Origin of the sequence: Micromonospora sp. NPDC057141 (assembly GCF_042670805.1) — a bacterium.
Taxonomy (GTDB): domain Bacteria; phylum Actinomycetota; class Actinomycetes; order Mycobacteriales; family Micromonosporaceae; genus Micromonospora.
The window spans coordinates 34,461-59,036 of sequence record NZ_JBHUVA010000018.1 but is presented as its reverse complement, the minus strand read 5'-3'; the positions used below and the strand labels follow the sequence as shown (position 1 = coordinate 59,036).

Sequence of the window (24,576 nt, the reverse complement as noted above, 5' to 3'; positions counted from 1 at the left end):
TAGTCAGCTCGGGTGACTGATCATGCGATCAGCGGTCGTTGAGCCAAGGGTCAGCGGTGCACCGGCCACACCATGCGGACCTCGGTGCCGACGCCGTCGTCGACGGGGCGCACCTGGAGGTCCTCGACGAAGCCGGCCAGCAGCGCGAAGCCCACGCCGGTGGTCAGGTCGTCCTCGTCGAGCGACTCGTTGGCGAGCTGGTCGGCGTCCAGCGCGGCCAGGCCGATGCTCGCCTCGATCGGCGCGCGGTCCACCACCCGCACCGCGTACGCCCCGCTGTCGGACATCTCCACGAGCACCGGGTCCGGCACGTGATGTTGCCGGTGCAGGGCCACCGCCCGGGTGCACGCCTCACCGATGGCCAGCCGCACCTCGTCGAGCAGGTCCTCACGGACGCCGGCGCGGCGGGCCACCGCGACGCCGACCAGCCGGGCGGTGCGCACGTGCACCGGGGCCGGCGAGAAGGAGAGCCGGACCGTCGCCATCAGACGCCGGCGCCGGTCGGGCCCGCCCCGATCGCCGTGTCGACGGTCGGATACAACGGGAAGACCTGATCCAACGCGGTGATCCGGAATATCTTGAGCAGCGGCTCCTTGCCGCAGACCAGCGCGAAGCTGCCGCCCGCCGCGCGCAACCGCTTCAGCGCGCCGACCAGCACACCCAGGCCCGTGGAGTCCAGGAAGTCGACCCGACCCAGGTCGACCACGACGTGCCGGGCCCCGCCGTCGATCAGCTCCAGGAGCCGTTCCCGCAGGCGAGGGGCCGTGTAGACGTCGACCTCACCGCCGACCTCGAGCACCGTGTGCTCCCCCACGGCACGGGTCGCCAGCGACAGCTCCATCGGTCCTCCTCGCAAGAGTCGTAAACTCTCCTGGGCATCTAACCATCTCCGCCGAAACCGTCCGCGAGGTCACCGGCGAAGGCTCCCCCTTACCCAGACCCCCGCCAGTCGACTCCGAACAACTGTGCGAGAGTGCAGGACGTGCCCCCCGCAGCCACCGTAGCCGCAGGCCACGGCCCCGACCGCCCGCCCGGCGCGGCCCCGGCCGAGCTGCTGCGTCGGCTGCGCGCGCGCACCGGCTCCGACGCCGACGCCGACCCGGTCACCCACGTCGAGCGGGTGCCGGCCCGACCCGGCGAGCGGGTGCCGTGGCCGCAGTGGGCCCCCGAGGAACTGCGCGCGGCGTTCGCCCGACGCGGCGTCGTCGCGCCGTGGCGGCACCAGGCCGAGGCCGCCGACCTGGCGTACGCGGGCACGCACGTCGTCGTCGCCACCGGCACGGCGTCCGGCAAGTCCCTGGCGTACCAGCTTCCCGCGCTGGCCACCCTGCTCGCCGACCCCCGGGCCACCGTGCTCTACCTCGCGCCGACCAAGGCGCTCGCCGCCGACCAGCTGCGCGCCGTCGCCGGCCTGGAACTCGACGGGGTACGCCCCGCCACCTACGACGGGGACACCCCGCGCGCCGAGCGGGAGTGGATCCGTCGGCACTCCCGGTTCGTGCTGACCAACCCCGACATGCTGCACCACGGGATCCTCCCCGGGCACGCCCACTGGTCGGGCTTCCTGCGCCGGCTGGCGTACGTGATCGTCGACGAGTGCCACACCTACCGGGGCGTGTTCGGCTCCCACGTCGCGCACGTGCTGCGCCGGCTGCGCCGCCAGTGCGCGCGTTTCGGGCGTACCCCCGTGTTCTTGCTGGCCTCCGCCACGTCGGGCGACCCGGCGACGGCGGCCGGGCGGCTCACCGGCCTGCCCGTCGCGGCCGTCACCGACGACGCCTCCCCGCGCGGCGGGGTGACGTTCGCCCTGTGGGAGCCGCCGCTGCTGCCCGGCGACCAGGCTCCCGGCGGCCAGGCTCCCGGGGCCGGGCAGCAGGTTCCCGGGCGCGGCGACCAGGCGGCCGGGGGCGTCGACCTCGCGCCGGTGCGCCGGTCCGCGCTGCGGGAGACCGCCGACCTGCTCGCCGACGCGGTCGCCTCCGGCGTACGCACCCTCGCCTTCGTCCGGTCCCGCAAGGGCGCGGAGGTGGTGGCCGCCACCGCGCGCCGCGCCCTCGACGAGGCCGTCCCCGGGCTCGGCGACCGGGTGGCCGCCTACCGGGCCGGCTACCTGCGCGAGGAGCGGCGCGAGCTGGAACGGGCCCTGTTCCACGGCAACCTGCTCGGGCTCGCCTCGACCAACGCGCTGGAGCTCGGCGTCGACCTGGTCGGCCTGGACGCCGTGCTGATCTGCGGCTGGCCCGGCACCCGGGCGTCGCTGTGGCAGCAGGCCGGGCGGGCGGGGCGCTCCGGCGGCGAGGCCCTCGCCGTCCTCGTGGCCCGCGACGACCCGCTGGACACCTACCTGGTGCACCACCCCGACGCCCTGTTCGGCCGCCCGGTCGAGGCCACCGTGCTCGACCCGGCCAACCCGTACGTGCTCGCCCCGCAGCTCGCCTGCGCGGCGGCCGAGGCCCCGCTCACCCCGGCTGACCTGGACCTCTTCGGCGACGGTGCCAAGGAGGCCGTCGACTCGCTCGTCGCGGCCGGCGCGCTGCGGCAGCGGCCGACCGGCTGGTACTGGCGGCACCGGGAGCGCCCCGAGGTGGACCTGCGCGGCGAGGGCGGGGCCCCGGTCTGCGTGGTCGAGGCGGCCACCGGGCGGCTGCTCGGCACCGTCGACGGCGGCTCGGCCCACTTCCTCGTCCACCAGGGCGCGGTTCACCTGCACCAGGGCGTGTCGTACGTGGTCGACTCGCTGGACCTCGACGACGGGTGCGCGCTGGTGCACCCGGAGGAACCCGACTGGTCCACCCACGCCCGGGACGTCACCTCGCTCACCGTGGCGTCGGTCCGCTCGTACGTCGACGCCGGGCCCGTCGGGCTCTTCCTCGGCGAGGTGGACGTGACCAGCCAGGTCGTGTCGTACCAGCGGCGGCGGATCTCCTCCGGCGAGGTCATCGACACCCGGCCGCTGGACCTGCCGGCCCGCGAGCTGCGCACCGTAGCCGTGTGGTTCACCCTCTCCCCGGAGTCGCTGGCGGCGGCCGGGGTCGAGCCGGCCGACGTGCCCGGGGCGCTGCACGCCGCCGAGCACGCCGCGATCGGGCTGCTGCCGCTGATGGCCACCTGCGACCGGTGGGACATCGGCGGGCTGTCGACGGCGCTGCACCCGGACACCGAGGCCCCGACCGTCTTCGTCTACGACGGGCACCCGGGCGGGGCGGGCTTCGCCGAGCGGGCGTACGGCACGGCCGCCCAGTGGCTGCGGGCCACCCGCGACGCGATCGCCGAGTGCGGCTGCGAGGCGGGGTGCCCGTCCTGCGTCCAGTCCCCGAAGTGCGGCAACGGCAACAATCCGCTGTCCAAGCCGGGCGCGCTGCGGGTCCTCGACGTGGTGCTGGCCAACCTGCCCGCGCCGGCCAGCTCGGGGGCCGCGCTGCCTCGGCAGGGTGACCGGGCGTCGTCGTAGGCGACCACCCGCCTTTCGGGGCGACGACCCGCCTTTCGGGGCGAGCGTGCATGACCGTCAACCGCGATGGGCATTGATACATGGGAACGCTTCCATGTCACGCACCCACCCCACTACGCTGAGATCGCCCTTCTAGCCGCCGGAGGAGGAGTCGTGGCCGACACCATCGCCGAGACCGTCGACCTGCTCTACACCATCGACCAGGAGCACCTCACCCCCGACCAGCAGATCGCCCTCGGTGCCGCCATGGCGACCCTCGCCCAGGCGGAGCGGCTGGAGCAGATCAACGAACGGCTGCGCAGCATCCACCAGGTGCTCAACACGTGGGCGCTCAAGGCGACCGTCGACGGCGGGCGCTGACGCCGGCGGGCGGCGTGGGGGCGGCTGTGCGAGACTCCGGCGACCCTTTGGAGGAGTTCTCATGCAGCTCGACACCTTGCAGCACCAGCAGCAGTTCCACATCCGGCAGCGGATCCGGATGATGGTCAACCAGTACGAGGTCCACTCCGTCGCCCCCGACGGCTCGGAAGGCGGGCTGCTGGCGTTCGCGCAGCAGAAGCGGCTGGCGTTCAAGGAACAGGTGACCATCTACACCGACGACAGCAAGCAGCAGCCGCTGCTCGGCTTCAAGGCCCGGCAGCGGCTGGACCTCGGCGCGACGTACGACGTGACCGACCACGCCGGCACCCCGATCGGGCTGTTCCGCAAGGACTTCGCCCAGTCGCTGCTGCGCTCCACGTGGCACGTCGAGCAGGCCGGCCTGCCGCAGATCACCGGCCAGGAACGCAGCATGCCGGTGGCGCTGCTGCGCCGGTTCGTCGACTCGCTGTCCTGGCTGCCGTACCACTTCGACTTCACCGCCGGCGGCCAGCCGGTGTTCTCGGTCATCAAGAAGTGGGGCCTGCGCGACCGGTACGTCGTCGAGGTGCAGAACCCGCAGATCGACCGCCGGCTCGTCATCGCCATGGCGATCGGCCTGGACGCCCTCCAGAGCCGCTGACCCGGGGACCGCTGGCCTGACTGTGAGCCCCGGGGCCGACGGCCTCCGGTCCGGCCGCCGACTTTCGGTCCCGGCCCCGCTGAGCGGCCGGGGCCGGGACGGGACTGCTCACACCACCACGCCCATCTGCTCGGCCAGGCGCAGGACGTCGGCGCTCGCCGCCGGTGACCGGCGGAGGACGGCCGCCACCAACGCGTGCCCCACCGGCCGGCTACGGACCTCCGCCGCCGCCACCCGGTCGGCGCTCACCACCGCCTCGGCCGCGCCGGCCACGTCGCCGGCCTGCATGAACCCGTACGCCGCGTCGAGCAGGTGGGCCGCCCGGCGCTCCGGCGGCAACCGCTGGAAGGCGGTGCCCGCCACGAGCCGCCGATGCGCGGCGGAGTCGATGAGGCCCGCGCCGAGATCGACCATCGCCGCCACCCGGGCCAGTTCGACGGCAGTGGGACCGAACGACGTCCGATAGTGGTCCTGCCCGTCGCCGACGACCTCCGCCGCTGCGCCGGCCTGGCCGAGCAGTTCGTCGACGCTGTCGACGTGCCCGAGGGTGGCGGCCCCGCGCGCGGCCACGACGAGCAGCGTCCCGCAGACGGAAAGGTGGTCGGCGCGGCTGGCGAGCGGGTCCGGCGGCGCGATCTGGTGAGCCACCGCGATGCTGATCTCCATCGCGTGCCGGGCCTGCCCCTGAGCCAGCAGCGCGTACCCAAGCTGCACGGCGGCGGCTCCCGTCAGAAGCTGATCGGCGGCGGCCTGGCCGACCACCAGGGCCCGGTCCGCGGCCAGCCACGCCAGGTCGTCGACCCCGAGCTTGCGCATCACCGCCGACGCGATCTGGTACGCCTCGGCCAGGTGGCGTGCGCTCTCCGGGGCGTCGGGGTGGGCGGTCCGGGCCTGCTGGGCGTCGAGCAGCAGCTTCGGCAGCGCCCGGACCAGTTCGGCGTACCGGGCGTGCTGGAAACTCAGCCAGGAGTGGTTGACCGCGTTCCGCAGGTCGCCGAGGGCCGGTGCCGGCTGGGCAGGCCCAGCGTTTACCCAGATCGCGAGGAATCTGGTCAGCACGGGTTCTTTCGCAGCCGGGCAGCGGGTGGCGTTCAGGCGCGGGAGATGTGGATCAGCCGGTAGTTGGGGCTGTGCCGGGTTGTGAGCGAAACACGGGTCCGGTCGAAGTTCGGGTTTCCGAGCTCGACCTCGGTGCCCTCCGGCACGTTCAGCTCCGTGACGGTGAAGGTCAGGGGTACATAACCGGGCACGCCGGCGTTGCCGCTGTTGACCCTGTTGATGCTGTCGATGACGCTCTGCGCGAACCCCTGGCCGGGCTCGTTGTCGGTCAGCACATACGCATGGCTTGCGGCCCCCATCACCTCGTCGAGGCAGGAAGCGAGGTCGTTCGGCGGCGTCAGCTTCGTCCACGGCCCCGGGTGCGGCACGAAGATGTCGGTGTGCGGCACGTGGTTGCCGAACGCGGTGATGGATGCCTGGTGAAGCGTCACCGCGTTGGCGGGCACGCCGACGCTCGCAAGCGTGGCTTGCGCCGTCGGCGTCATGTCCGGGTCGTAGGCCGACACCTGACCGCGCTGGCTCGCGAGGTCACGCAGGAAGTTGGCCTCTCCCCTGCTGACCACGTTGACCCCGCCGGTCAGCGTGTTCCGCACCACCGCCAGCGCCTCCTCGACGTGGTAGACCTCCTCGTCGTCAGCGGCCAACGTCTGCAACTGGGCGATCATCGTCTGGGGAAGGCCCGCGAACGCCGGATAGGTGGGAACATCGTTCGACTCCAGCAGGGTGGGGTCCGCCGGGTCCCCCGCAGCGATCATCCGCTGGACTGCCGGCGCCCCGACCTCGCGCCCACCTGTGTCCGCGTCGTGCTGCTCCGACTCGGCGGCGGGCGAGGGTGGTGCCGCGGACAGCGCCCTGGTAGCGGTCTCCTCGGCCTCCCGCTCGAACCGGTCGGACGGATCGCTGATCCGCAGCCCGTCGCCGCGATCCGTGCCGTCCACCGCGCCCAGGCGCTGCTGGACGACGTGGGTCAACTCGTGGGCGAGGGTGTGCCGGTCGGCACCGCCCTGGCCGATCACCACGTGGTTGCCCGAGGTGTAGGCCCGTGCCCCGATCTCGCCGGCCGACTGCTCCGCCGCCGTGCCGGTGTGCAGCCGGACGTCGGAGAAGTCGGCGCCGAGCCTGGCCTCCATGTCGGCCCTGGTCGTCTCGTCGAGCGGCGCCCCCGCAGAACGCAGCACCTCCGGCACCGTCGACCGCTGGACCGGCTGTTCTCCGGCCAGCAGGCGGCCGACCTCGGCGTTGCCGATGACGCGCTGGAGCCCCGGCAGCACGGCCGGCGTGAGGGCCTCCGGCCCCAGGTCGGCGTGGGCCGGCTGCGCTGCCGCCGGTTCCGCGTCCCGGACGGGTCCCGGCCGGGACGGTGAGCCCGGCGGGCGCTGCCGCTCCGGGTCCTGCCGTGCGTGCATGATCGTCTCCGTTCGACGGGCTCCGCGGGACCGGTTCGGACGGGTGGGGCCGTTCTCGGGCGACGAGCCGGCCGGGACGAGCCGGGCGATCTTCGTCATCCCACCTAAGCGCGCGGGACGCCGCCCCGCGAGAGCCGCCGGGGCACACCTGTTGCCCGTGAGGGCGCGCGCCCCACCGTCGATGCGTCATGCCCTGGCCGGGCCGGCGCGGGCGGTCGCCGTGGCGACCCGGGTGAGACCGGGTACCGGCGTGACGGTCACCTCCGTCGCCACCACGGCGTCCAGCCCGTCGAACCGGCAGCCGGTCAGCCGTGCCCCGTTCGCCCGAGCGACGGCACCGGCGGACGCGCAGGCCACCTCGCCGCCGGTGAGCGCCTGCGCCGCTGCGGCAAGCGCGGCGAAGTCCGCCGCCACCGCAGCCCGCTGACGCGCAACCCGGGCAGCCTCGACGGCCGCGCCGAAGACGCCGACGATCACGAACACCAGCCCGACGGCGAGCAGACACACGGTCGCCCCGCCCCGATCGCCGCCGCGCCGCCATCCCACCGTCGCCCCGCCCCGATCGCCGCGCTGCCGGCCCACGATCCCCCCGCTCGCCTCGGCCCCGCCGGGTCGCCCGTTGCCCGGATCGCTCCCCACCCGGCCCGGTGCGCCCATAGTCGCGAGGCGCGTCCTCACGGCTGCGGGCCCGGAGCGCCGGGCTCGACGGCGGCGACCGCCGTAGCGGTCACGGTGATGAGGGGCAGTCGAGCGCCGAGGGCACGCACGGGTGCCCGTACCGACGCGGTGACCCTTCCGCCGCCCACCGAGACCGAGACATCGGCTCCGGCGGGTGCCGCCGCCGCGCCCGCCGCGACGCCGGGCTGGCCCCGGGAGGCGGCCAGCGCCGCCTCCCGGGCCGCCCCGAGGCAGCCGGCCTGCGTCGCCACCGCGTTGACGGCGGTGAGACCGGCGAGCAGGAGCAGCAGCAACGCCGGCAGGCCGGCGGCCAGTTCAGCCGTGAACGAACCACGCTCCCGGGGCGTACCGAGTGGACGCCACCGCGCCCGGCCGCCACGTCGACCGGATGCTGGCTGGCGCTCCGGCGTACCCCGATCGCGCACGGCCTGCCGGCGGGGCGTCACTTCAGTGCCCGGTCGATCACGGCGGTCAGCGCGGACTGGACGTTGCCCGAGGTCAGCACCTTGAGCAGGATGCCGGCGAACGCGACGGCGGCGAGGGTGCCGACGGCGTACTCGGCGGTGTTCATCCCGGCGTCGCCGCGCAGGCGGACGAGCAGCTTTCGCATGCGTGTTCCTTTCTCGACTTGTCGCCGCGCGGCCGGTCGGCCGGCGGCGCTCAGAGCACGTCGCCGAGGACGGCGACGATCACCGGCACCAGGCCGGCGAGAATGAAGGCCGGCAGGAAGCAGAGCCCCAGCGGCAGCACGATGAGGACGCCGGCCCGGCGGGCGGACGCCTCGGCGGCGGTCGAGCGGTCGGCGCGCAGGTCGTCGGCCAGACGGGTCAGCGCGCCGGCGAGGGCGGCACCGCTGCTCGACGAGCGCAGCGCCGCCCCGGACAGCCGCTCGGCCCCCGGCACCGGAGCGAGATGCGCCCACGCCTCCTCGGAGCCGCCGCCGAGGAGCAGGGTCCGGCCGACCAGGCCGAGGCGGTCCCCCAACGGCCCGCCGAGCGCCTCGGCCACCGCCAGCACCGAGCGGTCGACGGGTGCCCCGGCCCGCATCGCGGACGCGAGAAGGTCTGCGGCGAGGGGCAGGTCGGCGGCCTCCCGCAGCCGCCGCTCCCGGGCGACGCGCGGCTCGATCCGGCGCAGTCCCCGATTCGCCACGACGGCGGCGAGAGCGCCGCCGAGCAGGCCCGGCCAACCGCCCAGCACGATCAGGACCGCCGCCCCGGCCAGCCCCGCCCCGAGGCGTACCGGGTCGGGCCACCACGCCGGGCGTGACCGCCCGGCAGGCTCGTTCCGCCGGGTCAGGCCGCGCAGCCGCCGGGCGGGGTCGGCCCGCGTACCGATGGACAGGGCAAGGACGGCCGCCGCGGCGAGACAGCCGGCGGCCAGCGCCTGGCGGGACATCAGCGGCTCCCGTCCGGTGCCGCGCCGAGCCGTTCGGCCCAGAACAGGCCGGCGAGCTGAAGGACGACGGCCACCACCGCGCAGCCACCACCGATGGGCGTGTGCAGCAGGACCGCGACGGGATCGACGCCGACCCCGTACCCCAGCCCGATGCCGCCGAGGGGCAGCGCGGCGAGGAGCCAGGCGGTGGCCCGGCTCCCGGCCGCCTGCGCCGCGGCGGCCGCGAGTCCCCGATCGGTGGCCCGCGCGTCGGCCTCGATGCGTTCCAGCAGGTCGGCCAGGGGCGCACCGGTCCGGTCGGCGAGCTGAACCGCCGCGCGGGCCAGCCGCCCGAGCCGGTCGGCGGCGGCAGGATCGACGGGCAGTGAGGCGGCGGCCGTCAGCACCGGCACACCGGCACGCAGGTCCGCGGCGAGGGCGCAGAGCTGGTCCAGGCTGCGCCGTCGCGCGAGCTGCGCCTGCTGGGCCAGCCGCCTGCGGAGCAGCCCACGGATGGCCAGCGCCCCGTACGCGCCGGCCACCACGGCCGCCACCGGCCCGGCCAGTACGGCACCGGACGCCGCGCCCGCCACGCCCCCGACCAGCGGGGCCCGCCGGGGCGAGGCCGACAGCCAGGCCGGTGCGCGCAGCGACCGGAGACCGGCAACCGACGGCCTGGCACGCACGCCGCCCGCCCCGTCGAGCGGCGAAACCGTGGACGGGCCCGGGTGGGGCGGCGTGGTCGGCTCGGATCGGAGCAGGGCACCTGCCGGCCTGCGCGGATCACGCCGACCGGGCGGGCCGGACCGTCCGTCGGGCTCTGCCGGACCGGAAGCGCCAGCGGTGCCGGCCGAAGGGCGGTGGCCCGTCGGGCCAGGCGAGGGACGGTGACCGGTCGGGCCGGACCGGCTGGAGGGCGGGCCCGGGGTGCACGGGCCGGCGGTGGCCCAGGTCGGACGGGCACCTGCCGGCACGGGGTCTCGCGCCGGCCGACCGGCGTCCGGCGCGCCGGCTCCCGTCGGGTGCGGGGGCGGTTCCCCGAGCAGCGCGCGCCGCCTGGCCCGGCTGCTGCGCATCGGCCAGACCACGGCCGCAGCGGCGGCGACGAGGAGGGCGGCCACCAGCCACTCGGCCGTGGTCACGTGGGCTCCCCGTGGGGAGCAGGGGCCTCGGCCCGGCCGCCCCGCTCGATGCCGCCCGGCCGCGCCTCGCCGAGGATCGCCGGGACGGGCACGTCCCGCTCCAGCAGCAACACGCCGAGGGCCCGCGCGGCGGGGCCGGGGCCGTGACCGCGTACCCAGGCGGGGACGACCGTGACGAGGCGGTCCGGGCCGTCCGGGAGCAGCAGGCAGACCGACTCCAGCACCCGGCCCCGCGCGCCCCGGCGGACCTGGAGCAGCACCTGGAGCGCGGCGGCGACCTGCGCGTGCAGCGCGGCCCGGGGCAGCCCACCCAGCATGCCGAGCGCCTCCAGCCGGGCCGGTACGTCCGAGGGCGCGTTGGCGTGCAGCGTCCCTGCCCCGCCGTCGTGGCCGGTGTTCAACGCGGCGAGCAGGTCGACGACCTCCCCGCCCCGGCACTCGCCGACCACGAGCCGGTCCGGGCGCATCCGGAGCGCCTGCCGAACCAGGTCGCTCAGGCCGACCGCGCCGGCACCCTCCACGTTGGAGGTGCGCGCCTGCAACCCGACCACGTGCGGGTGCAGGGGGCGCAGCTCGGCGGCGTCCTCGACCAGCACGATCCGCTCGGTCGCCGGGACCAGCCCGAGCAGGGTGTTGAGCAGGGTCGTCTTGCCGGACCCGGTGCCGCCCACCACCAGGTACGCGAGCCGGGCCGCCACCACCGCGGCCAGCACGGGGGCGACCGGCCGGGGCACGGTGCCCTGCCGGACCAGGTCGTCCAGGGTGAACGGGCGCTGCCGGAACGTGCGCAGGGACAGGTAGGGCCCCCCGGTGGCCACCGGGGGCAACACGGCGTGCAGCCTCGTACCGTCGGGCAGCCGGGCGTCCGCGTAGGGGGAGCCGTCGTCGAGGCGGCGGCCCGCCCCGGCCGCGAGGCGCTGCGCCAGGCGGCGTACGTCGTCGACGGTGCCGACCGGCACCGCGACCTGGTGCAGGCCCTGACCCCGGTCGATCCACACCCGGTTGCCGTTCACGAGCACGTCGGTCACCTCAGGATCGGCCAGCAGGGGTGCCAGCGGGCCCGCGCCCACCAGGTCGTCGTGCACCCGGCCGGCGATGCGGAGCACGGCGGTGTCCCCGAGGACCGCCGCCGCCGGCTCGGCGCGTACGGCGGAGACCACGGCCGCCGGCGTCACCGGGGCGGCCGTGGTGGCGAAGCGTTGCCGCACCCGGCTGGCGATCTCCTCGCCGTCGGCGTGGCCGTTCACGCCGCACCCGGCATCGGGACGCCGGTCAGCTCGCCGACGATCCGCTGGCAGAGCGCGGCGAGGGGGCCGCGCCCGTCTGCGGCGGGCGCCTCCCCCCGCTCCAGCCCGCGGCACAGCCCCGGCTCGGGGCGGAGCGTGCCGGCAAGAGGCAGCCCCAGTGCGCGAGCCACCTCGACGGCCTTGAGCCGGCCCGGCGCCGGGCCCCGCACGACGACGGACAGCTGGGCGCAGTGCGGGGCGGCGGCCGCCGCCACCCGGGCCGCCGCAGCGGTGGCCCGCAGCTCGGCCGGCACGACGAGGAACGCCTGGTCGGCGGCCTGCAACGCGAGCACGGCCGGATCGTCGAGGTGCCGGGGCACGTCGGCCACGACGAAGTCGCGCCCCCGCCGGGCCGCGTCGAGGGTGGCCGCCATGGCCGGGGCGGGCAGCGGCAGCGGGTCTCCCCGGTCCCAGGAGAGCACCACCAGGTCGCCGCGACTGGGCAGGGCCCGGACCAGCGCGGGCGGGTCGACCCGCCCGTCGGCGTCGGTCAGCGCCGGCCAGCGCAACCCGTCCAGCTGCTCCCAGCCGAGCACCAGGTCGAGCCCGCCGCCGAGCGGGTCGGCGTCGACGAGGAGGGTGCGCAGCCGGGCCCGGGCGGCGGTGACGGCCAACCCGCCGGCGAGGACGCTGGCCCCGGCGCCGCCCCGGCCACCGAGCACCGCGACCACCCGGGCCACGCCGTCGCCGGCCCGGTCCGGCGCGCACTCGGCGAACCGGTCCACCAGCCACGGCTCGGCGGCCGGCAGGGTGGCGACGTGCTCGGCGCCGATCAGCTCGGCGACCTCCCAGCCGGGATCGAGCTGCCCCGTCCGGCCCACCAGGACCATCCGCGACCGGCGCGGCAGTCGCGCCCGCAGGCAGGCCTGTGCCTGGTCGTGGCCCACCAGCACCAACGGCGCCGGTGACCACCGGGACCGGGCGGCGGCCGGGTCCGCGGCCACCTCGACCTCGGTGCCGCCTGCGGCCGCGAGCCGGAGCAGGTCGTCGAGCAGATCATCGTCCGAGGTCACCACCAAGGGCAGTCGGCGTCGCGGTGGGAGTGAGGTACGGGGTGGTGGCATCGCGGCCTCCAGCAGTCGGGCTCGGGGGTGCTGCCGGAGAGCGTGCCCGGGTGCGGTCGCGGTCGCCGCCCAGCCGGGCTCCCCTGTGGACGACCGGAGGCACTGTGGACAACGCCCGGAGGTCGAGTGGATCTGCTATGGCGATCGGCCCCCGCGCAGGTGAGAGGTACCAGCCTCAACAGGCTCCCCAGCCCTCTCGCACAGCCCGACGCCCGAACACACTCCCCAGATCCCTCGCACAGCCCGACGCCCGAGCACACTCCCCGGCTGCCCGCGACGGTCCGCCTCCACAGGCGCTGATGGGTGGCCGTGGCAAAATTCCCGGCCGCAACCATTGACCTTGGGGAACCCACTTCGCATAATTCGGTCCTCCGTGCCGCTCATCCGAGCGGCACCGTGCGCGGATCGGGGCCATGACCCACTCAAGCGAGTTCGACGACCGGCACAGGCTCGGCACTTCCAGAGGGACCGGCGACGGCACCGGGACAGCGGCGCGGCTACGCATCGGTGGCTGGGTGCCGCCGTCGGTGGAGCGCGCGTCCCTGCCGTCCACGGCGTACCAGGCGTTCCCCGCTGCGGGTGGATGGACCACGACGGGCCCGGGGTCGCCGTCGGCGGCCCAGCCGGCCTCCGCGCCGTCCAGGCGGGCCTACGGCAGCGACGGACCACAACTGGCTCTCGTGCTGACCTCGGTGGTGGTCGGGCTGGTGGCCACACTGGTCATCACGCTGCTGCCGCTGTTCAACGCCTACCAGCCCTACCAGCCGGGGCCGATCGCCCAGGAGCCCATCCGGGTGGGCCTGCCCACCGACAGCGCGACGCCCACGCCCACCCTCTCGCCGGCGGCGGGGTCGCTGTCGAACCGGGCCTCGGCACCGGCCCGCGCTTCCGCGTCGAGCCGCCCGTCGACCGGCCGGCCCCGGACCACCGGCCCGACCCCGCGCGCGACCGCGAGCCGGCCCGCCCCGACGACCACCGCGCCCCGACCGCAACCCACCCAGGCCGGCACGGCGGAACTGCAAGCGCTTCCGCCGTACGCGGAGTCGGGCCTGCGGTCGACCAGCGGCGGCCGCTCGACGTACGTCGACTTCGTCAACGCCCGGCGCGAGCGGGTCGTCGTGTACTGGCTCGACTGGGACGGCCGCCGCCGGCAGTACCGGACGCTGGGGCCGGGCGAGTCGTACCGGCAGCAGACCTACGTCGGGCACCCGTGGGTGGTCGCCAACGATCGTGGCTGGGCCCTGGCCTGCTTCCAGCCGGAGGCCGAGACGCGCCGGGCCGTGGTGCGCTGAAACTGCGGTGGCCCACCGCTGCGGCAACGGCCACGACGATGAGCCACCGCCCGGTCGCTAGCCGTTGGCTACGAGCCGGAACTGCTGGTTGGCCTGCCCGTGGCAGTCGTAGAGCTGGACCTGCTGCCCGTTGCCGGTGCCCCACACGTCGAGGCAGCGGCCGGACTGGATGCCCGAGATGGTGCCGTTGGAGTTGACGTTCCACTGCTGGTTGGCCTGGCCGTTGCAGCTGTAGATCTGGACCGCCGCGCCGTTGCCGGAGCCGGCGGCGTCCAGGCACTTGCTGCCGTACACGGTCAGTTGCCTGCTCGCGGTGTACGTCCACTGCTGGTTGGACTGGCCGTGGCAGTCGTAGAGCTGCACGCGGGTGCCGTCGCTCTGCGACACGTTGGGCACGTCGATGCACCGGCCCGACTGGGAACCGACGATCCGGTTGGCGCCGCCGGACGGCGGCGGCGTGGTCGGCGTGCCGGTCGGCGTCGCCGTCGGGCTGCCGGTCGGCCCCGGGCCTGCGGCGTTGAGGGCGTTGAGGACCGAGGTGTACGCGGGCTTCTTGTTGCCCCCGCCGTCGAACAGCAGCGGGTTCTCGTTGGAACGCCAGGAGTCGCTGTCGCGTACGCCCCAGACGGTGATGCCGATGCAGCGCGGGACGTTCAGGCACGCCTGGGTCAGCCCGGCGTACTGGGTGGTGGAGGCGTTGGTGACGTCGACCTCGGTCAGCGCCACGTCGACGCCGAGGGCGGCGAAGCTGGACAGCGTGGTCTGGAAGTTGCTCGGCAGCGAGCTGCCGCCGGTGAAGTGGGTCTGGAGGCCGACGCAGTCGATCGGCACGCCGCGGGACTTGAAGTCCTGGATCATCCGGTAGACGCCCTGCGTCTTGCCGTAGTTCCAGTTCTCGATGTTGTAGTCGTTGTAGCAGAGCTTGGTCGACGGGTCGGCGGCCCGGGCGGTGCGGAACGCCACCTCGATCCAGTCGTTGCCGGTGCCCTGGAGGTTGGAGTTGCGGCGGCTGCCGTCCTCGTTGAACGCCTCGTTGACCACGTCCCACGCGACGAGTTTGCCCTTGTAGTGGGCCATCACGCCGTTGATGTGGTTGATCATGGCGGTGCGCAGCGCGCTGCCGCTCATGTTCTGCATCCAGCCCGGCTGCTGCGCGTGCCAGGCCAGGGTGTGTCCCCGGACCTTCAGGCCGCGGCTGTTCGCCCAGTTGTAGATCTGGTCGCCGGCGGAGAAGTTGAACTGGCCCTGGTTGGGCTGCGTCGCGTCCGGCTTCATCTCGTTCTCGGCCGTGATCATGTCGAACTCACGCCCGGCGATGGTGCTGTACGTGGAGTCGTTCAGCCTGCCCCCGGCGATGGCGGTGCCGAAGTAGCGGCCCGACTGCGCCGCTGCGGCCCCCAGCGTGGTGGCTGCCTGGGCCAGACCGGGCACCACCAGCGCCGCGCCGGCCAGGACCAGCGCGCTGGCGGCGGTGGCGGCCACCACGCGGAGGCGACCGTCCCTCAGTAGACGTTTCATGACACTCCTCTGCAGATCGGACGATGATGCGCAAGATTGGCGAGGAAGCGCGGGCCTACGGGCCCGATCTCGAAACTTTCGGAAACTGTCGTAACTGGATTGCAACATACCCGCGACATCGCGATCGGTCAATGTCGATGGGGATTGCCGCACGAGGCCGTCGCCGGGGCGAATACGCCAGCCTTCCGAGCTGGCGGCACGCCGGAACACCCGGCAGGTTGGCGTACCCCTGTCGGGCGTGGGTGTTGCGGCACCGCGCTTCGAAACTTTCAGCGGTCGGCGCGCCTCGGTTCAGCCGAGGGCGGTGTGCTGCGGTGGGAACCGCAGTTCGAGTTCGATCGTCTGCACCTCGTCCCGGCTCACCGTGATCGGCTCGGGTCGCCCGGTCCGGTAGCCCTGGGCGAAGTCGACGCCGCAGCTCTTCAGGCGCTCGATGGTCTCGTCGTCCTGCACGTACTCGGCCGCGACGCGGATGCCGAGCGTCTGGCACAGCTCCACCAGCTTCGACACCACGGCCTGATCCGCCGGCGACCGGCAGAGGTCGACGATGAACGTTCCATCGATCTTGACGAGGTCCACCGGGAGGTACTTCAGGTGCGCGAGGGCGCCGTATCCGGTGCCGAAGTCGTCGAGCGCCAGGTGGCAGCCGACCTCCCTGATCCCCCGGGCGAAGGCCAGGGCCTCGTTCCGGTTCTCGATGAGAGCGGTCTCGGTGATCTCGAACGTCAGGCGCTCCGGCTCGACCCCGTGCCGGCCGATCGCCTCCGTCACGAAGGTGAGCAGGCCCGGGTCTGCGAGGGACTTTCCCGAGATGTTGACCTGGTAGTGGGAGGTCTGGGCGCCCCGGCCGATCAGCTCCAGGGCGTGGTCGACGACCCACTTGTCCACCGTGAGGATCTCGCCGACGCGTTCGGCCATGTCGAGGAAGGCCACCGGCGCGACCGGCTCACCGGTGTCGCTGCGCACCCGCAGGAGGATCTCGTGGCGGGTGACCTGGTTGAGGCTGAGGTCGACGATGGGCTGGGCGTAGAGGGCGAACCTGTTGGCCGAGACCGCGTGCCGGACGCGGGAGCGGCAGCGGGCCGTCCGCTCGCCGTCCGCGACCGGCTGGTCGAGCACGATGACGGCGGCGGCGTCGCGGCGCGCGTCCCGGGCCGCGTGCTCGCCGTCGACGAGCAGGTCGAAGCCGGTGGCGAGGACGCCGCTGCCGAACTGCACCACGCCCGCCGAGGTGCTGAGCCGCAAGGTGTTCTGCCGGACGCCGAACAGATGATTCCGGAACGTCTCCACGATCCGGGCCGCCAGGCGCTCGGCCGTCTCCGCGTGTTCGTCGGCCGGCGCGAGGAGCACCCCCCACAGGCCGGAGCCGACCAGCCCTGCGGTCACCTCGTTCCCGACGACCGTGCGCAGGAGCCGGGCCACCGCCGCCGTCAACCGGTCGCGGTCGGTGTCGGTGAGCGCGTCCGGCAGCCGGGTGGCGGGTTCGGTCGCGACCACGACCAGGGCTCCGCCGGTGGTACGGCGGGCCCGGTCGACCTCGTCGATGACGTAGCCGCGGTTCGGCAGCCCGGTGAGGACGTCCAGCACGGCCAGGTCGGCTCCGAGCATCTGGCTGCGGATGGCGAGCCGGCGACGTTCCTGCCGGGCGAGTTCGAGCGCGGTGACGTCCTCTCCGGTCACGATGATCCCCGACGGCTCGCCCCCGGTGGTGGTGATCTCGAGGTGACAGTGCACGTGGCGGATGCTGCCGCCAGGCTGGACCACCCGGAAGCCGACCTCGCCCGGCCGGCACCGCGCCCACGCCGTCCGAACGGCCGCACGGACCCGCTCGGCGTCCACCGGATGGACGAGCCTGAACAGCGTCTCGGGCGTGAGGCGCAACGTCCCCGGCGCATGCCCGAAGATCATTGCCATCTCGTCCGACCAGAGGAGCCGCCCGAAGCCCTCGCTCCCGCCGGCCACCCAGGTGATGGTGCCCAGCTTCGACAACTGGGCGGCGCGCGCGACTCTGGTCGCCTCGTCGACGTCCCAGGTCAGCGGGTCCACGGGGTCGACGTCGACCATGATCTTGTAGCCCTCGGCGAGCGAGAGGTCGTACTGACTCTGCGCCGCACGTGCGACACGGCGCGCGCGGGCGAGTTCCAGCGGGCTCGGCCTGGTCTCGGCCAGCGCCAGGATGTCATCGAGGTCCACGGCTCGCCCCCTGACGCCGGTGGCCGTCCGGGCCGGTGTAGCCGGCCTCCTCGGCCAGCTCGCGCAGCCCTCGCCTTGCGGCGACCTTGTAGGAGCGGACGCTGTTCTCGGTCAGCCCGAGAATGCGGGCGATCTCCTGGTTGGAGAAGCCCTCCCGTGCCATCTGGAACACCTCGGCATGCCGCGCCGGGATCTGGTGCAACCAGCCCCGCAGCGTCTCCTGCGCCTCCCACGCGTCGGCCATGTTCGAGTGCGGCACCGCCGGCAGGTCCTCCGGCGCCATCACGGCTTCCCGCTGGTGCCGCTGGCGGTCTTTCATGATCTTGTACCGGGCCGTGACGACGATCCAGCCGATCGGCCGGTCGTGGGCACGGAGCTTGGGCCACTGGACGCGCCCGTGCAGGTACGCCTCGTTGAGCGCGTCCTCGACCACCTCGCGGTCCCGGCACGCCGACCTGAGGATCCGCTCCACCTGGTGGTAGGAGTCCTCGACGAACTCGGCGAACTCCTGGTCGTGCGCGGCCTTCAGGCGGGTGGCCTCCGCCTTCCGCGCCGCCTCGCTGTCGGCCTGCTCCGCTGTCAGGGCGGCGGTGCCCTCGAACTCGATCACGCCGCCTCCTTGGCGTCGGCTTCGGATTTCGGCAGGCCACGGCCGCCAAGCTCCACCTCGCGGTGCCCGTCGCGATCCCGCTCCACGATCCGCACCACGTCGTGGTCGGCCTCCGCGAGCCTGATCAGCCACGTCACCCGGGCTGTGGTACGTGTCGTCGCCTCACGCTCCTGCTGTGTCCGGGCCCGGTACGCGACGCAGGCGCGCACCAGGCCGGCCACCACCCCCACGACGGCCACGGCCACAGCCATCACCTGGTAGCCGGTGAGCGGTTCCGCCAGCGCTTCGTTCATCGTTTCCCCCTGCCACCTCTTGGTCGACAACTACTATCCGTGGCGGGAAGCGGATGTAGACGCCGCAGCGTCCACAATGTTCTGAAAGATCAATGATCAAGCATTTTACCTGGCAGTACGGCACAAAGTAGTGGGGGCAGGACGCTGCGCGAAGGGGGCGTGACAATCCCATCGGGGCAATTTGCACACCACCCGAAGTAACTCTCAGCTACCGGCCCGCCACTCAGGACCGGGCCGTCCCACGCGCTCGGTCCAGCACCTCCTCGACGGTGAGCGGGCTGCGGGGATGATGGGTCAGCGAGAGCGGAGTCCGGATCTTCCGCGGTGCCGCGCCCTCGGCGGCGAGATAGAACTCGCCCACCGTCAGCCGGGAGATGTCCGGCACGTCCCCGCCCTTGGCCCGGGCCATCTCGCGCGCCGCCTCGATCTGGATCGGGCTGTTCATCAGGCCGTACAGCTGCGTCGCCGCGTTGCCCGGGATGCGGTTGTGCAGTCCCTTCGGCGCCTGCGTGGCGAAGACCAGCCCGAGCCCGTACTTCCGCGCCTGGGCGGCCAGCGCCAGCGTGCTCTGGGTGCAGGCGGTCATCGCCCCCGACGGGGCGAACGTCTGCGCCTCGTCCATGACGAGCAGCCCCAGCAGCGGCCGGTCGCCGGCCGGGTTCCTCTTGATCCAGGCGAAGAGCGCCATCTGCAACTGGTTGACGAAGCTCTGGCGTACGTCGTCGGACGGCAGGCCCACGAGGCTGACCACCGAGACCCGGGCCCGCCTGCCGGGTACGGGCGTGAGCAGCACACCGGGATCCATCGGCGTGCCCTCGCCCCCGAAGAGCGGGTCGTTGACCATGGCCGCGGTCAGATTCTGGGCCAGGCTGAGGCCGATCTTGTCGGCGTCCTCGAGGTCGATGATCCCGTCCGGCAGGTCGGCCAGCGTGTCGACGAGGCCCTTCAGCCGGGAACCTCCGCGCCGGCCGTAGTGCTCGACGGCCTTGCGCAGCACCGCCAGCCCCAGGTGCGCCCTGGTGGCCCGGCCGGTGACCATGGCGCGCGGCGCGAGGGCCGCGACGGCCGCCTCGACGGCCTCACCGAACTCGTCCGGGTCGTCGCGCACGCTGGTGAAGTCGGGCAGCGGCTGGAAACTCAGCGGACGGCCCGAGTTGCGGCGCGGCGTCCAGACCACGATGTCGGTGTGCGCCAGGTAGTCCTTCGCTCGGGCCGCGTCGCCCGGCCGCCACCCCGCAGGCGGCTCGGGCCACCTCTCCCCGAGGCGGGCGAGGTCGTTGTTCGGGTCGAGCACGATGGCGGAGACACCGGCAAGGGCGCACTCCTCGACGATGCGGCGGATCAGCACGGTCTTGCCCGAACCCGAGCCGGCGAAGATCGTGGTGTGCTTTCGGAGCGCCTCCAGGGCCAGCGGCACGGGCGCGTCGTCGTCGTACCCGTGCCCGACGACGAACGCCGGCTCGGCCGGGACGGTGGCCGCCGGGGCCGGCTCGGTGGCCGCTAGGCCCGGTGCGGTCGGGGTCGGAGCGGCCGGGGTTGGCGCGGTCGGGGTCGGGGCGGCCGGGCGGGTGGTGGGTTCCGGCGGCGGTGCGGGGTCCGCCGTCCAGCGGTCGACGTCGGCCAGCGCGTGCTGGAGGAACTTCAGGTCGCGCGTCGGGCGGCGGTCGACCAGCCAGCCCTGGAAGTCCATCGTGGCCTCGGCGAGCATGACCCGCAGCGCCGAGAGGATCCGCAGGTCCTCCTCGTCGACACCGATGGTCTGCCCGCCCGCCACGGTGAACGCGGCGACGGCCCTCCGGGTGGCGGCGCTGGTCGACCAGCCGCGGTTGCGCAGCAGGAACAGCCTGCGCTTGGCCGGGCCGGTGTCGAGGGCGGACGCCGAACTCGCCTTGCGGAGCCGGGCCAGCGCCGCATTGCCGTGGTGGTCGTCGCTGATCGCCCGGAAACACCAGTGCACCTGGTCCTCGGTGCGCTCGTCGAGCGTCAGGCGCAGCCGGGCGTGCAGCGGCGGATCGGTGCTCGGCGGCGGGTCGACGCTGAACGCCGCACCGGCGTCACCCCGTTCCAGGATCCAGGCGGTGAGCCCGGCGGCGAGCAGCGGCGGCATCGCCTCGTCCTCCGCCGCCCGCCCGAGCGGGGTGACGACGTCGGCGGCGTCCCGCAGCTCGGCGAAGCGGGCGTCGTAGCGGTCCATCTCCTCGACGGTGGCGGTGACCGGGGCGGGCCGGGGCACCCGGGGCTCCGCGACGGCCGGCTCGCCCAGCGTGGTCATCTCCCGCACCTCGTCGGCGGCGAGGCAGCCACGGATGTGCCGGTCGATCTCGATCAGCAGCTGGCGCGGGGTGAAGGCCCCGGACTCGGCGAAGGCGCGCGGGGACACCGGCCACGAGGGATGCGGCGGCGCGTACCCGACCTCGCCGTAGCGGACGGTGAACCGCTTCTCGATGATCGCCCGCGCGAGATCGGCGTCGTCGATCCGGCGCAGGACCGGGGTCTCCCGGAACCGGTCGGCGACGGTGTCGGCGGCCGTGGAGCGGATGATCGTCCACGAGTTCGGGATGCAGGCGAGGACGGTCAGCGTGCGCCGCGTCGCCTGCCGCAGCGACATCAGGCCGTCCGCCATCCTGGCCAGCATGAGCGACTGGTCCGGGCGCATCGCGGCGGCGCCCACCACAGCGGGGTCGCTCTGGATCGCCAACTGGGCGATCAGCGTGTCGACCTGGTCGATCGCCACGACCGACGGGCCGGTGAGCGCCAGCAGCCAGGACAGGTCCTGCACGATCTGCTGGGCCGGTCGGGGGGCCCGGCGCATCCCCCAGGCCGCGCGTTCACCGGCCACCACCTCCTCGCCCGAGAGGAAGTAGTTCTCCGCCAGGTCACGGTGGGAGATGTCCTCCGAGGCGGACAGCGCGAGGGCGCGGGCGGTCTCCTGGCAGGTCCGGGCCGCGTGCCGGTCGTAGTCGCCGAGCCCGGTGAGGAAGGCGTCGAGCGCCGACCGGGTCAGCTCGGTGTCGCCCATCACGGCCCGGCGCGCCGTCCGGGGTGCCCCCACCATCGCCGACAGCCGCCGCAGCAGCAGCTTGAGCTGGGTCTCGCGGCTGCCGGGCACCGGCCGGGCCAGGCCGTCCAGCACGGCGGCGAGCACGTTGTCCCAGAAGCTTCCCGCGTCGAGCAGGCCGACCAGGAAGAAATAGCCGCCCGCCTCCTGCACCCGCTGGCGGATCACGCCCAGCAGGTGGGTCTTGCCGGACCCCCGCTGCCCCTGGACGACCAGGCCGAGCGGGCTGCCGTGCGGGTTCGACGCGGCCTCGCCCACGCCGGCGAGCACCTCCCGGACGACCGGGATGTGCAGGCCCTCGACGTGGAAGGGCAGCGGACGCCACACGTCGTCGGGGACCGGCGCCCAGTCGAACCGCAGGGCCGCCAGCGCGGTCCGCTCCGCCTCGTCCATCACACGCCGATCGCCAGCAGGTGGTTGTCCTGGCCGCCGAGGCGCAGTGCGGCCGCGATGTCCGCCCCGGTGAGCGTCTTCTGGTTCGACTCCGGCGCGATGGCGACGCCGTCGGAGCGGCTGAGCCGACGCAGCGACTCGTCCAGGTCCTCCCTCGGCACGTCAGCGAAGAACGGGCGGAGGCGGCGCAGGCTCACCCAGGCCCCCGGCGCGTCGGCGAGCGCCCGGTACGCGCTGACGACACGCGCCGTCAGCGCCCCCGCCGGGTCGGCGGCGGCCGTGGGAGCCGACGCGCGTACGTCGGTCACGGCGAACAGCTCGGCCAGCGTGGCGCAGTCGCTGCGCGCCAGGACCCGATCCCGCAGGTTGGCCTGGAGGGCGGTCAACGCGGCACCGAGCGCCGATGCGCCCCGGAGCGTGAAGTCGAGGTCGCTCTGCATCCGCACCCAGCCCTTGTCGTCGAGCTGGAGGGCGTACGTCGATCCGCTCTTGCGGCTGGCGACGTAGTGCAGGCGGGTGAGCTTGTCGCGCTGCGGCTTGCGTACGTCAAGGTGGTAGCGCTCGCGGAGCTCGGTGTTCAGCACCTCCCGCGCCTCGGCCATGAGCACGACGAGGATCGCGCTCTCGGATGCCGTCAGGTCATCGCCGGCCATACTGCCGTCCTTCCGCCATGTCCCGCCGACGGTCCCGCAGATACGTGCCGATCTGCTGGACCACGGCGCCGACGTCGTGGGTTACCCGGGCGTTGGTGAAGCGCAGGACGGCGTAGCCGTCCAGTTGCAGCTGGACGTCGCGCTGCCGGTCGGCCTCGAAGTGGACCGGACGGCAGTGCTCCGGCCCGTCGATCTCCACCACGCACCGTTCGTCGGGCCACAGTAGATCCAGCCGGATCGGCGTGGCCAGGTCGTGGGACCGGTAGCTCTGGTTCCACCTCCGCCCGACAGCCCAACTCTCGGCGGCGAGCGCCGCCTCCAGCCTCTTCTCGGCCTCGCTCGCCGGATGCGGCCGGCCCACCACCGCCCCCGGCGTGGGTGGCATGTCGCGCGCTATGCGTGGCGGCGCGAGCGACGCGGCGCGCGGTACGGGTGGCAGCCCGACCGAGAACTCCCGGACCGCCTCCAGCCCGGCCGCGCCGGAGCCGAGCAGCCAGGTGACCGGGCCGCCGTGCTGCACGAGCCAGGCGGCCCCCGCCGCAGTCACCGCACCGGCACCGGCGGCCGGCTCGACGAGCAGCACCACCCGTCGCCGGCCGAACGCCCCCGCGACGAGCCGCGCCAGCGCGGCCGCCCGGGTACGCAACGGCAACTGCGTGCCGGCGGGACGCCGGGCCGTCACCGCGAAGACGGCCAGGTCCGGCAGGAAGGACCCGGGATAGCGGTCGCGGCGGGACCGCGCCGCAGCGGCGGCCCGGACCGCCGCCAGCCCGGACGTGTCCGGGCGTACGCCGTCCGCAGCCTCGGGCAGCCAGGCGGGCAGCAACTCGACGGCGACCTGTTCGAGCCGGTCCAACGCGGCGTACACGAAGTCCACCGGCAGCGCGATCCGGGCGGCCGGGCGGTGCACCACGGCGGCCAGCTCCGCGTGGTCGCGCGCGATCAGCATGGCCAGCGCGTCGATGTCCGCGCCGGGCAGCGCGACGACCCGGTCGGAGGGGACGTCGGCGAGGCTCCGGTCAACCAGCAGCGTCCGGCCCTCCCCAGCATCGACGCACGTCCCGGACAGAGTACGAACGCACCTCGGGTGACGCTAGGCCGCTGCATGGGGTGTCAGGGGCGTGGAAAGGCCGTCCCACCTGCGGCGGGACGCTCGGGCACCGCCGGAGAGTCGGCTTTCGGACCGTGAGTTGCGAACGCCCCGGGAAAGGGACGGCCCCCGTCGGGGGGATGCGGTCTCAAGTTGTCGGCTGCTGCCAGCCAGTGGCGACCCGCGTCAACGAGCAGGTGCCGGACGTCGGCCGCTGACGTTCGAATGCGGTGGGCACCAGCGCTCGCGCTGCCTTCTTGCTGCCTCGCTGCCTGACGCCTCGCTTACAAGCTCTGTGCACCCCGTCCGTACGCGTCCGGCAACTGCTGCACGCTCGGAGCCTGGTCCATGCCAGTGCTCGTCGGCGTGCTGCCCCATCCCGCCACCGATCAGGTAGCCAGTTGCCGCTCTGGGGAGAACAGGCGGCCTATACTCGGTCGGTCGGCCTCGTCCTGTCTGGTCTGGGTCTGGCGGCCTGTTCGAATCGGGCCTCACGTTCGTAGTCGTTGGTCTTCTGACCTTCGTCGCTCCCCCGCTGAAGCACCTGCTAGAGGGCCGCAGAAGCCGTACTCGTTCAGCGGGACGAGCGAGCAAGAGGAGGTTCACTATGGGTGAAGCAGCTCGCAAGATCGCCTCTGGCGTCTTGGCCACTGTCTACGCCATCGGCTGCAACGCGACAGGATCGGCGTTCCTGGCCTGGACCAGACAGGATGAGCGGGGTGGGCAGCCTGATCAGTTCACCAACTACAGGTAAGGCGGCCTCGGCTGGCCTGGTCATCGCGCTGGCCACACCTTGTCACCTGGGCAAACGTCGTCACCAGTGGTCGCCGTTGGTCGCTCGCGATCGACCTCCGACGGCCTGGTGACGGCCTGGCCGCGTCCGATGCCGCCTCTCACAGGTTGGTTGAGCCGAGTACGGACGTGAGGCTCCCGCACCTAGCCGTCGAGAAAGATCGCCTCCACACCTTTCAATCCGTACGCATGTTCGACAGAATCGGCTCAACCAGCCGGGG

At 73.9% G+C, this 24,576-nt stretch carries 22 protein-coding genes; 4 read left to right on the top strand and 18 right to left on the bottom strand.

Annotated elements, in window-relative coordinates:
- Window positions 1–50 precede the first annotated feature (50 nt).
- On the bottom strand, window positions 51–485 hold the full coding sequence (locus tag ACFT41_RS13200; RefSeq protein ID WP_377580722.1) for an ATP-binding protein: 435 nt from the start codon (window positions 483–485) through the stop codon (window positions 51–53).
- A complete protein-coding gene (locus ACFT41_RS13195; RefSeq protein ID WP_377580724.1) occupies window positions 485–841 on the bottom strand; it encodes an STAS domain-containing protein in 357 nt (118 codons plus the stop codon). Before ACFT41_RS13195 ends, ACFT41_RS13200 begins: the two co-directional genes overlap by 1 nt.
- 132 nt (window positions 842–973) lie before the next feature.
- On the opposite strand from ACFT41_RS13195, the gene ACFT41_RS13190 reads away from it, so the two are divergent.
- The 3 genes from ACFT41_RS13190 to ACFT41_RS13180 all read left to right on the top strand — a co-directional run bounded on the left by ACFT41_RS13190 (window position 974) and on the right by ACFT41_RS13180 (window position 4,451).
- On the top strand, window positions 974–3,451 hold the full coding sequence (locus tag ACFT41_RS13190) for a DEAD/DEAH box helicase (protein WP_377580726.1): 2,478 nt from the start codon (window positions 974–976) through the stop codon (window positions 3,449–3,451).
- 153 nt (window positions 3,452–3,604) lie between these two features.
- Window positions 3,605–3,811, top strand: coding sequence for a hypothetical protein (locus tag ACFT41_RS13185; protein ID WP_377580728.1), 207 nt, complete (start codon window positions 3,605–3,607; stop codon window positions 3,809–3,811).
- A 61-nt stretch (window positions 3,812–3,872) separates the two neighbouring features.
- Window positions 3,873–4,451: a hypothetical protein gene (locus tag ACFT41_RS13180; protein ID WP_377580730.1), complete on the top strand. Its 579-nt coding sequence runs from the start codon at window positions 3,873–3,875 to the stop codon at window positions 4,449–4,451.
- Between the two features lie 108 nt (window positions 4,452–4,559).
- On the opposite strand, the gene ACFT41_RS13175 is transcribed toward ACFT41_RS13180, so the two are convergent.
- From ACFT41_RS13175 to ssd, 9 genes are all read right to left on the bottom strand, one after another.
- A complete protein-coding gene (locus tag ACFT41_RS13175) occupies window positions 4,560–5,510 on the bottom strand; it encodes a transcriptional regulator (RefSeq protein WP_377580732.1) in 951 nt (316 codons plus the stop codon).
- A gap of 32 nt (window positions 5,511–5,542) precedes the next feature.
- Complete coding sequence (locus tag ACFT41_RS13170) at window positions 5,543–6,916, bottom strand: DUF4157 domain-containing protein (RefSeq protein WP_377580734.1); 1,374 nt, start codon at window positions 6,914–6,916, stop codon at window positions 5,543–5,545.
- Between the two features lie 186 nt (window positions 6,917–7,102).
- Window positions 7,103–7,555 (bottom strand): Rv3654c family TadE-like protein, encoded by a 453-nt coding sequence (locus tag ACFT41_RS13165; RefSeq protein ID WP_377580736.1) that lies wholly within the window; start codon window positions 7,553–7,555, stop codon window positions 7,103–7,105.
- 35 nt (window positions 7,556–7,590) lie between these two features.
- Window positions 7,591–8,019 (bottom strand): TadE family type IV pilus minor pilin, encoded by a 429-nt coding sequence (locus ACFT41_RS13160; protein WP_377580738.1) that lies wholly within the window; start codon window positions 8,017–8,019, stop codon window positions 7,591–7,593.
- 17 nt (window positions 8,020–8,036) lie between these two features.
- Window positions 8,037–8,204 (bottom strand): DUF4244 domain-containing protein, encoded by a 168-nt coding sequence (locus tag ACFT41_RS13155; RefSeq protein WP_077935702.1) that lies wholly within the window; start codon window positions 8,202–8,204, stop codon window positions 8,037–8,039.
- A 50-nt stretch (window positions 8,205–8,254) separates the two neighbouring features.
- The gene (locus ACFT41_RS13150; RefSeq protein WP_377580740.1) at window positions 8,255–8,992 is read right to left on the bottom strand and encodes a type II secretion system F family protein; all 738 of its coding nucleotides are present in this window, start codon (window positions 8,990–8,992) and stop codon (window positions 8,255–8,257) included.
- Complete coding sequence (locus tag ACFT41_RS13145) at window positions 8,992–10,113, bottom strand: hypothetical protein (protein WP_377580742.1); 1,122 nt, start codon at window positions 10,111–10,113, stop codon at window positions 8,992–8,994. The genes ACFT41_RS13150 and ACFT41_RS13145 overlap by 1 nt, the downstream gene beginning before the upstream one ends.
- Complete coding sequence (locus tag ACFT41_RS13140) at window positions 10,110–11,360, bottom strand: TadA family conjugal transfer-associated ATPase (protein WP_377580744.1); 1,251 nt, start codon at window positions 11,358–11,360, stop codon at window positions 10,110–10,112. Before ACFT41_RS13140 ends, ACFT41_RS13145 begins: the two co-directional genes overlap by 4 nt.
- A complete protein-coding gene (gene ssd / locus ACFT41_RS13135; protein ID WP_377581007.1) occupies window positions 11,357–12,412 on the bottom strand; it encodes a septum site-determining protein Ssd in 1,056 nt (351 codons plus the stop codon). The genes ACFT41_RS13140 and ssd overlap by 4 nt, the downstream gene beginning before the upstream one ends.
- Window positions 12,413–12,876: 464 nt before the next feature.
- Between ssd and ACFT41_RS13130 the strand changes: the two genes are divergently transcribed.
- The gene (locus ACFT41_RS13130; protein WP_377580746.1) at window positions 12,877–13,755 is read left to right on the top strand and encodes a hypothetical protein; all 879 of its coding nucleotides are present in this window, start codon (window positions 12,877–12,879) and stop codon (window positions 13,753–13,755) included.
- Window positions 13,756–13,812: 57 nt separating this feature from the next.
- Here ACFT41_RS13130 and ACFT41_RS13125 read toward each other — a convergent pair whose 3' ends face one another.
- From ACFT41_RS13125 to ACFT41_RS13095, 7 genes are all read right to left on the bottom strand, one after another.
- Entirely contained in the window at window positions 13,813–15,273 is a 1,461-nt protein-coding gene (locus ACFT41_RS13125; RefSeq protein WP_377580748.1) for an endo-1,4-beta-xylanase, read from the bottom strand.
- Window positions 15,274–15,564: 291 nt separating this feature from the next.
- On the bottom strand, window positions 15,565–17,466 hold the full coding sequence (locus ACFT41_RS13120; RefSeq protein ID WP_377580750.1) for an EAL domain-containing protein: 1,902 nt from the start codon (window positions 17,464–17,466) through the stop codon (window positions 15,565–15,567).
- Entirely contained in the window at window positions 17,453–18,076 is a 624-nt protein-coding gene (locus tag ACFT41_RS13115) for an RNA polymerase sigma factor (protein WP_377580752.1), read from the bottom strand. The genes ACFT41_RS13120 and ACFT41_RS13115 overlap by 14 nt, the downstream gene beginning before the upstream one ends.
- Window positions 18,073–18,369 carry a hypothetical protein gene (locus ACFT41_RS13110; protein WP_377580754.1) on the bottom strand — a complete coding sequence of 99 codons (297 nt, stop codon included), beginning with the start codon at window positions 18,367–18,369 and terminating at the stop codon, window positions 18,073–18,075. The genes ACFT41_RS13115 and ACFT41_RS13110 overlap by 4 nt, the downstream gene beginning before the upstream one ends.
- Before the next feature lie 223 nt (window positions 18,370–18,592).
- Window positions 18,593–21,820, bottom strand: coding sequence for an ATP-binding protein (locus tag ACFT41_RS13105; protein ID WP_377580756.1), 3,228 nt, complete (start codon window positions 21,818–21,820; stop codon window positions 18,593–18,595).
- The gene (locus ACFT41_RS13100; RefSeq protein WP_377580758.1) at window positions 21,820–22,473 is read right to left on the bottom strand and encodes a hypothetical protein; all 654 of its coding nucleotides are present in this window, start codon (window positions 22,471–22,473) and stop codon (window positions 21,820–21,822) included. Before ACFT41_RS13100 ends, ACFT41_RS13105 begins: the two co-directional genes overlap by 1 nt.
- Entirely contained in the window at window positions 22,460–23,422 is a 963-nt protein-coding gene (locus tag ACFT41_RS13095; protein WP_377580760.1) for an endonuclease domain-containing protein, read from the bottom strand. Before ACFT41_RS13095 ends, ACFT41_RS13100 begins: the two co-directional genes overlap by 14 nt.
- Between the last annotated feature and the right edge of the window lie 1,154 nt (window positions 23,423–24,576).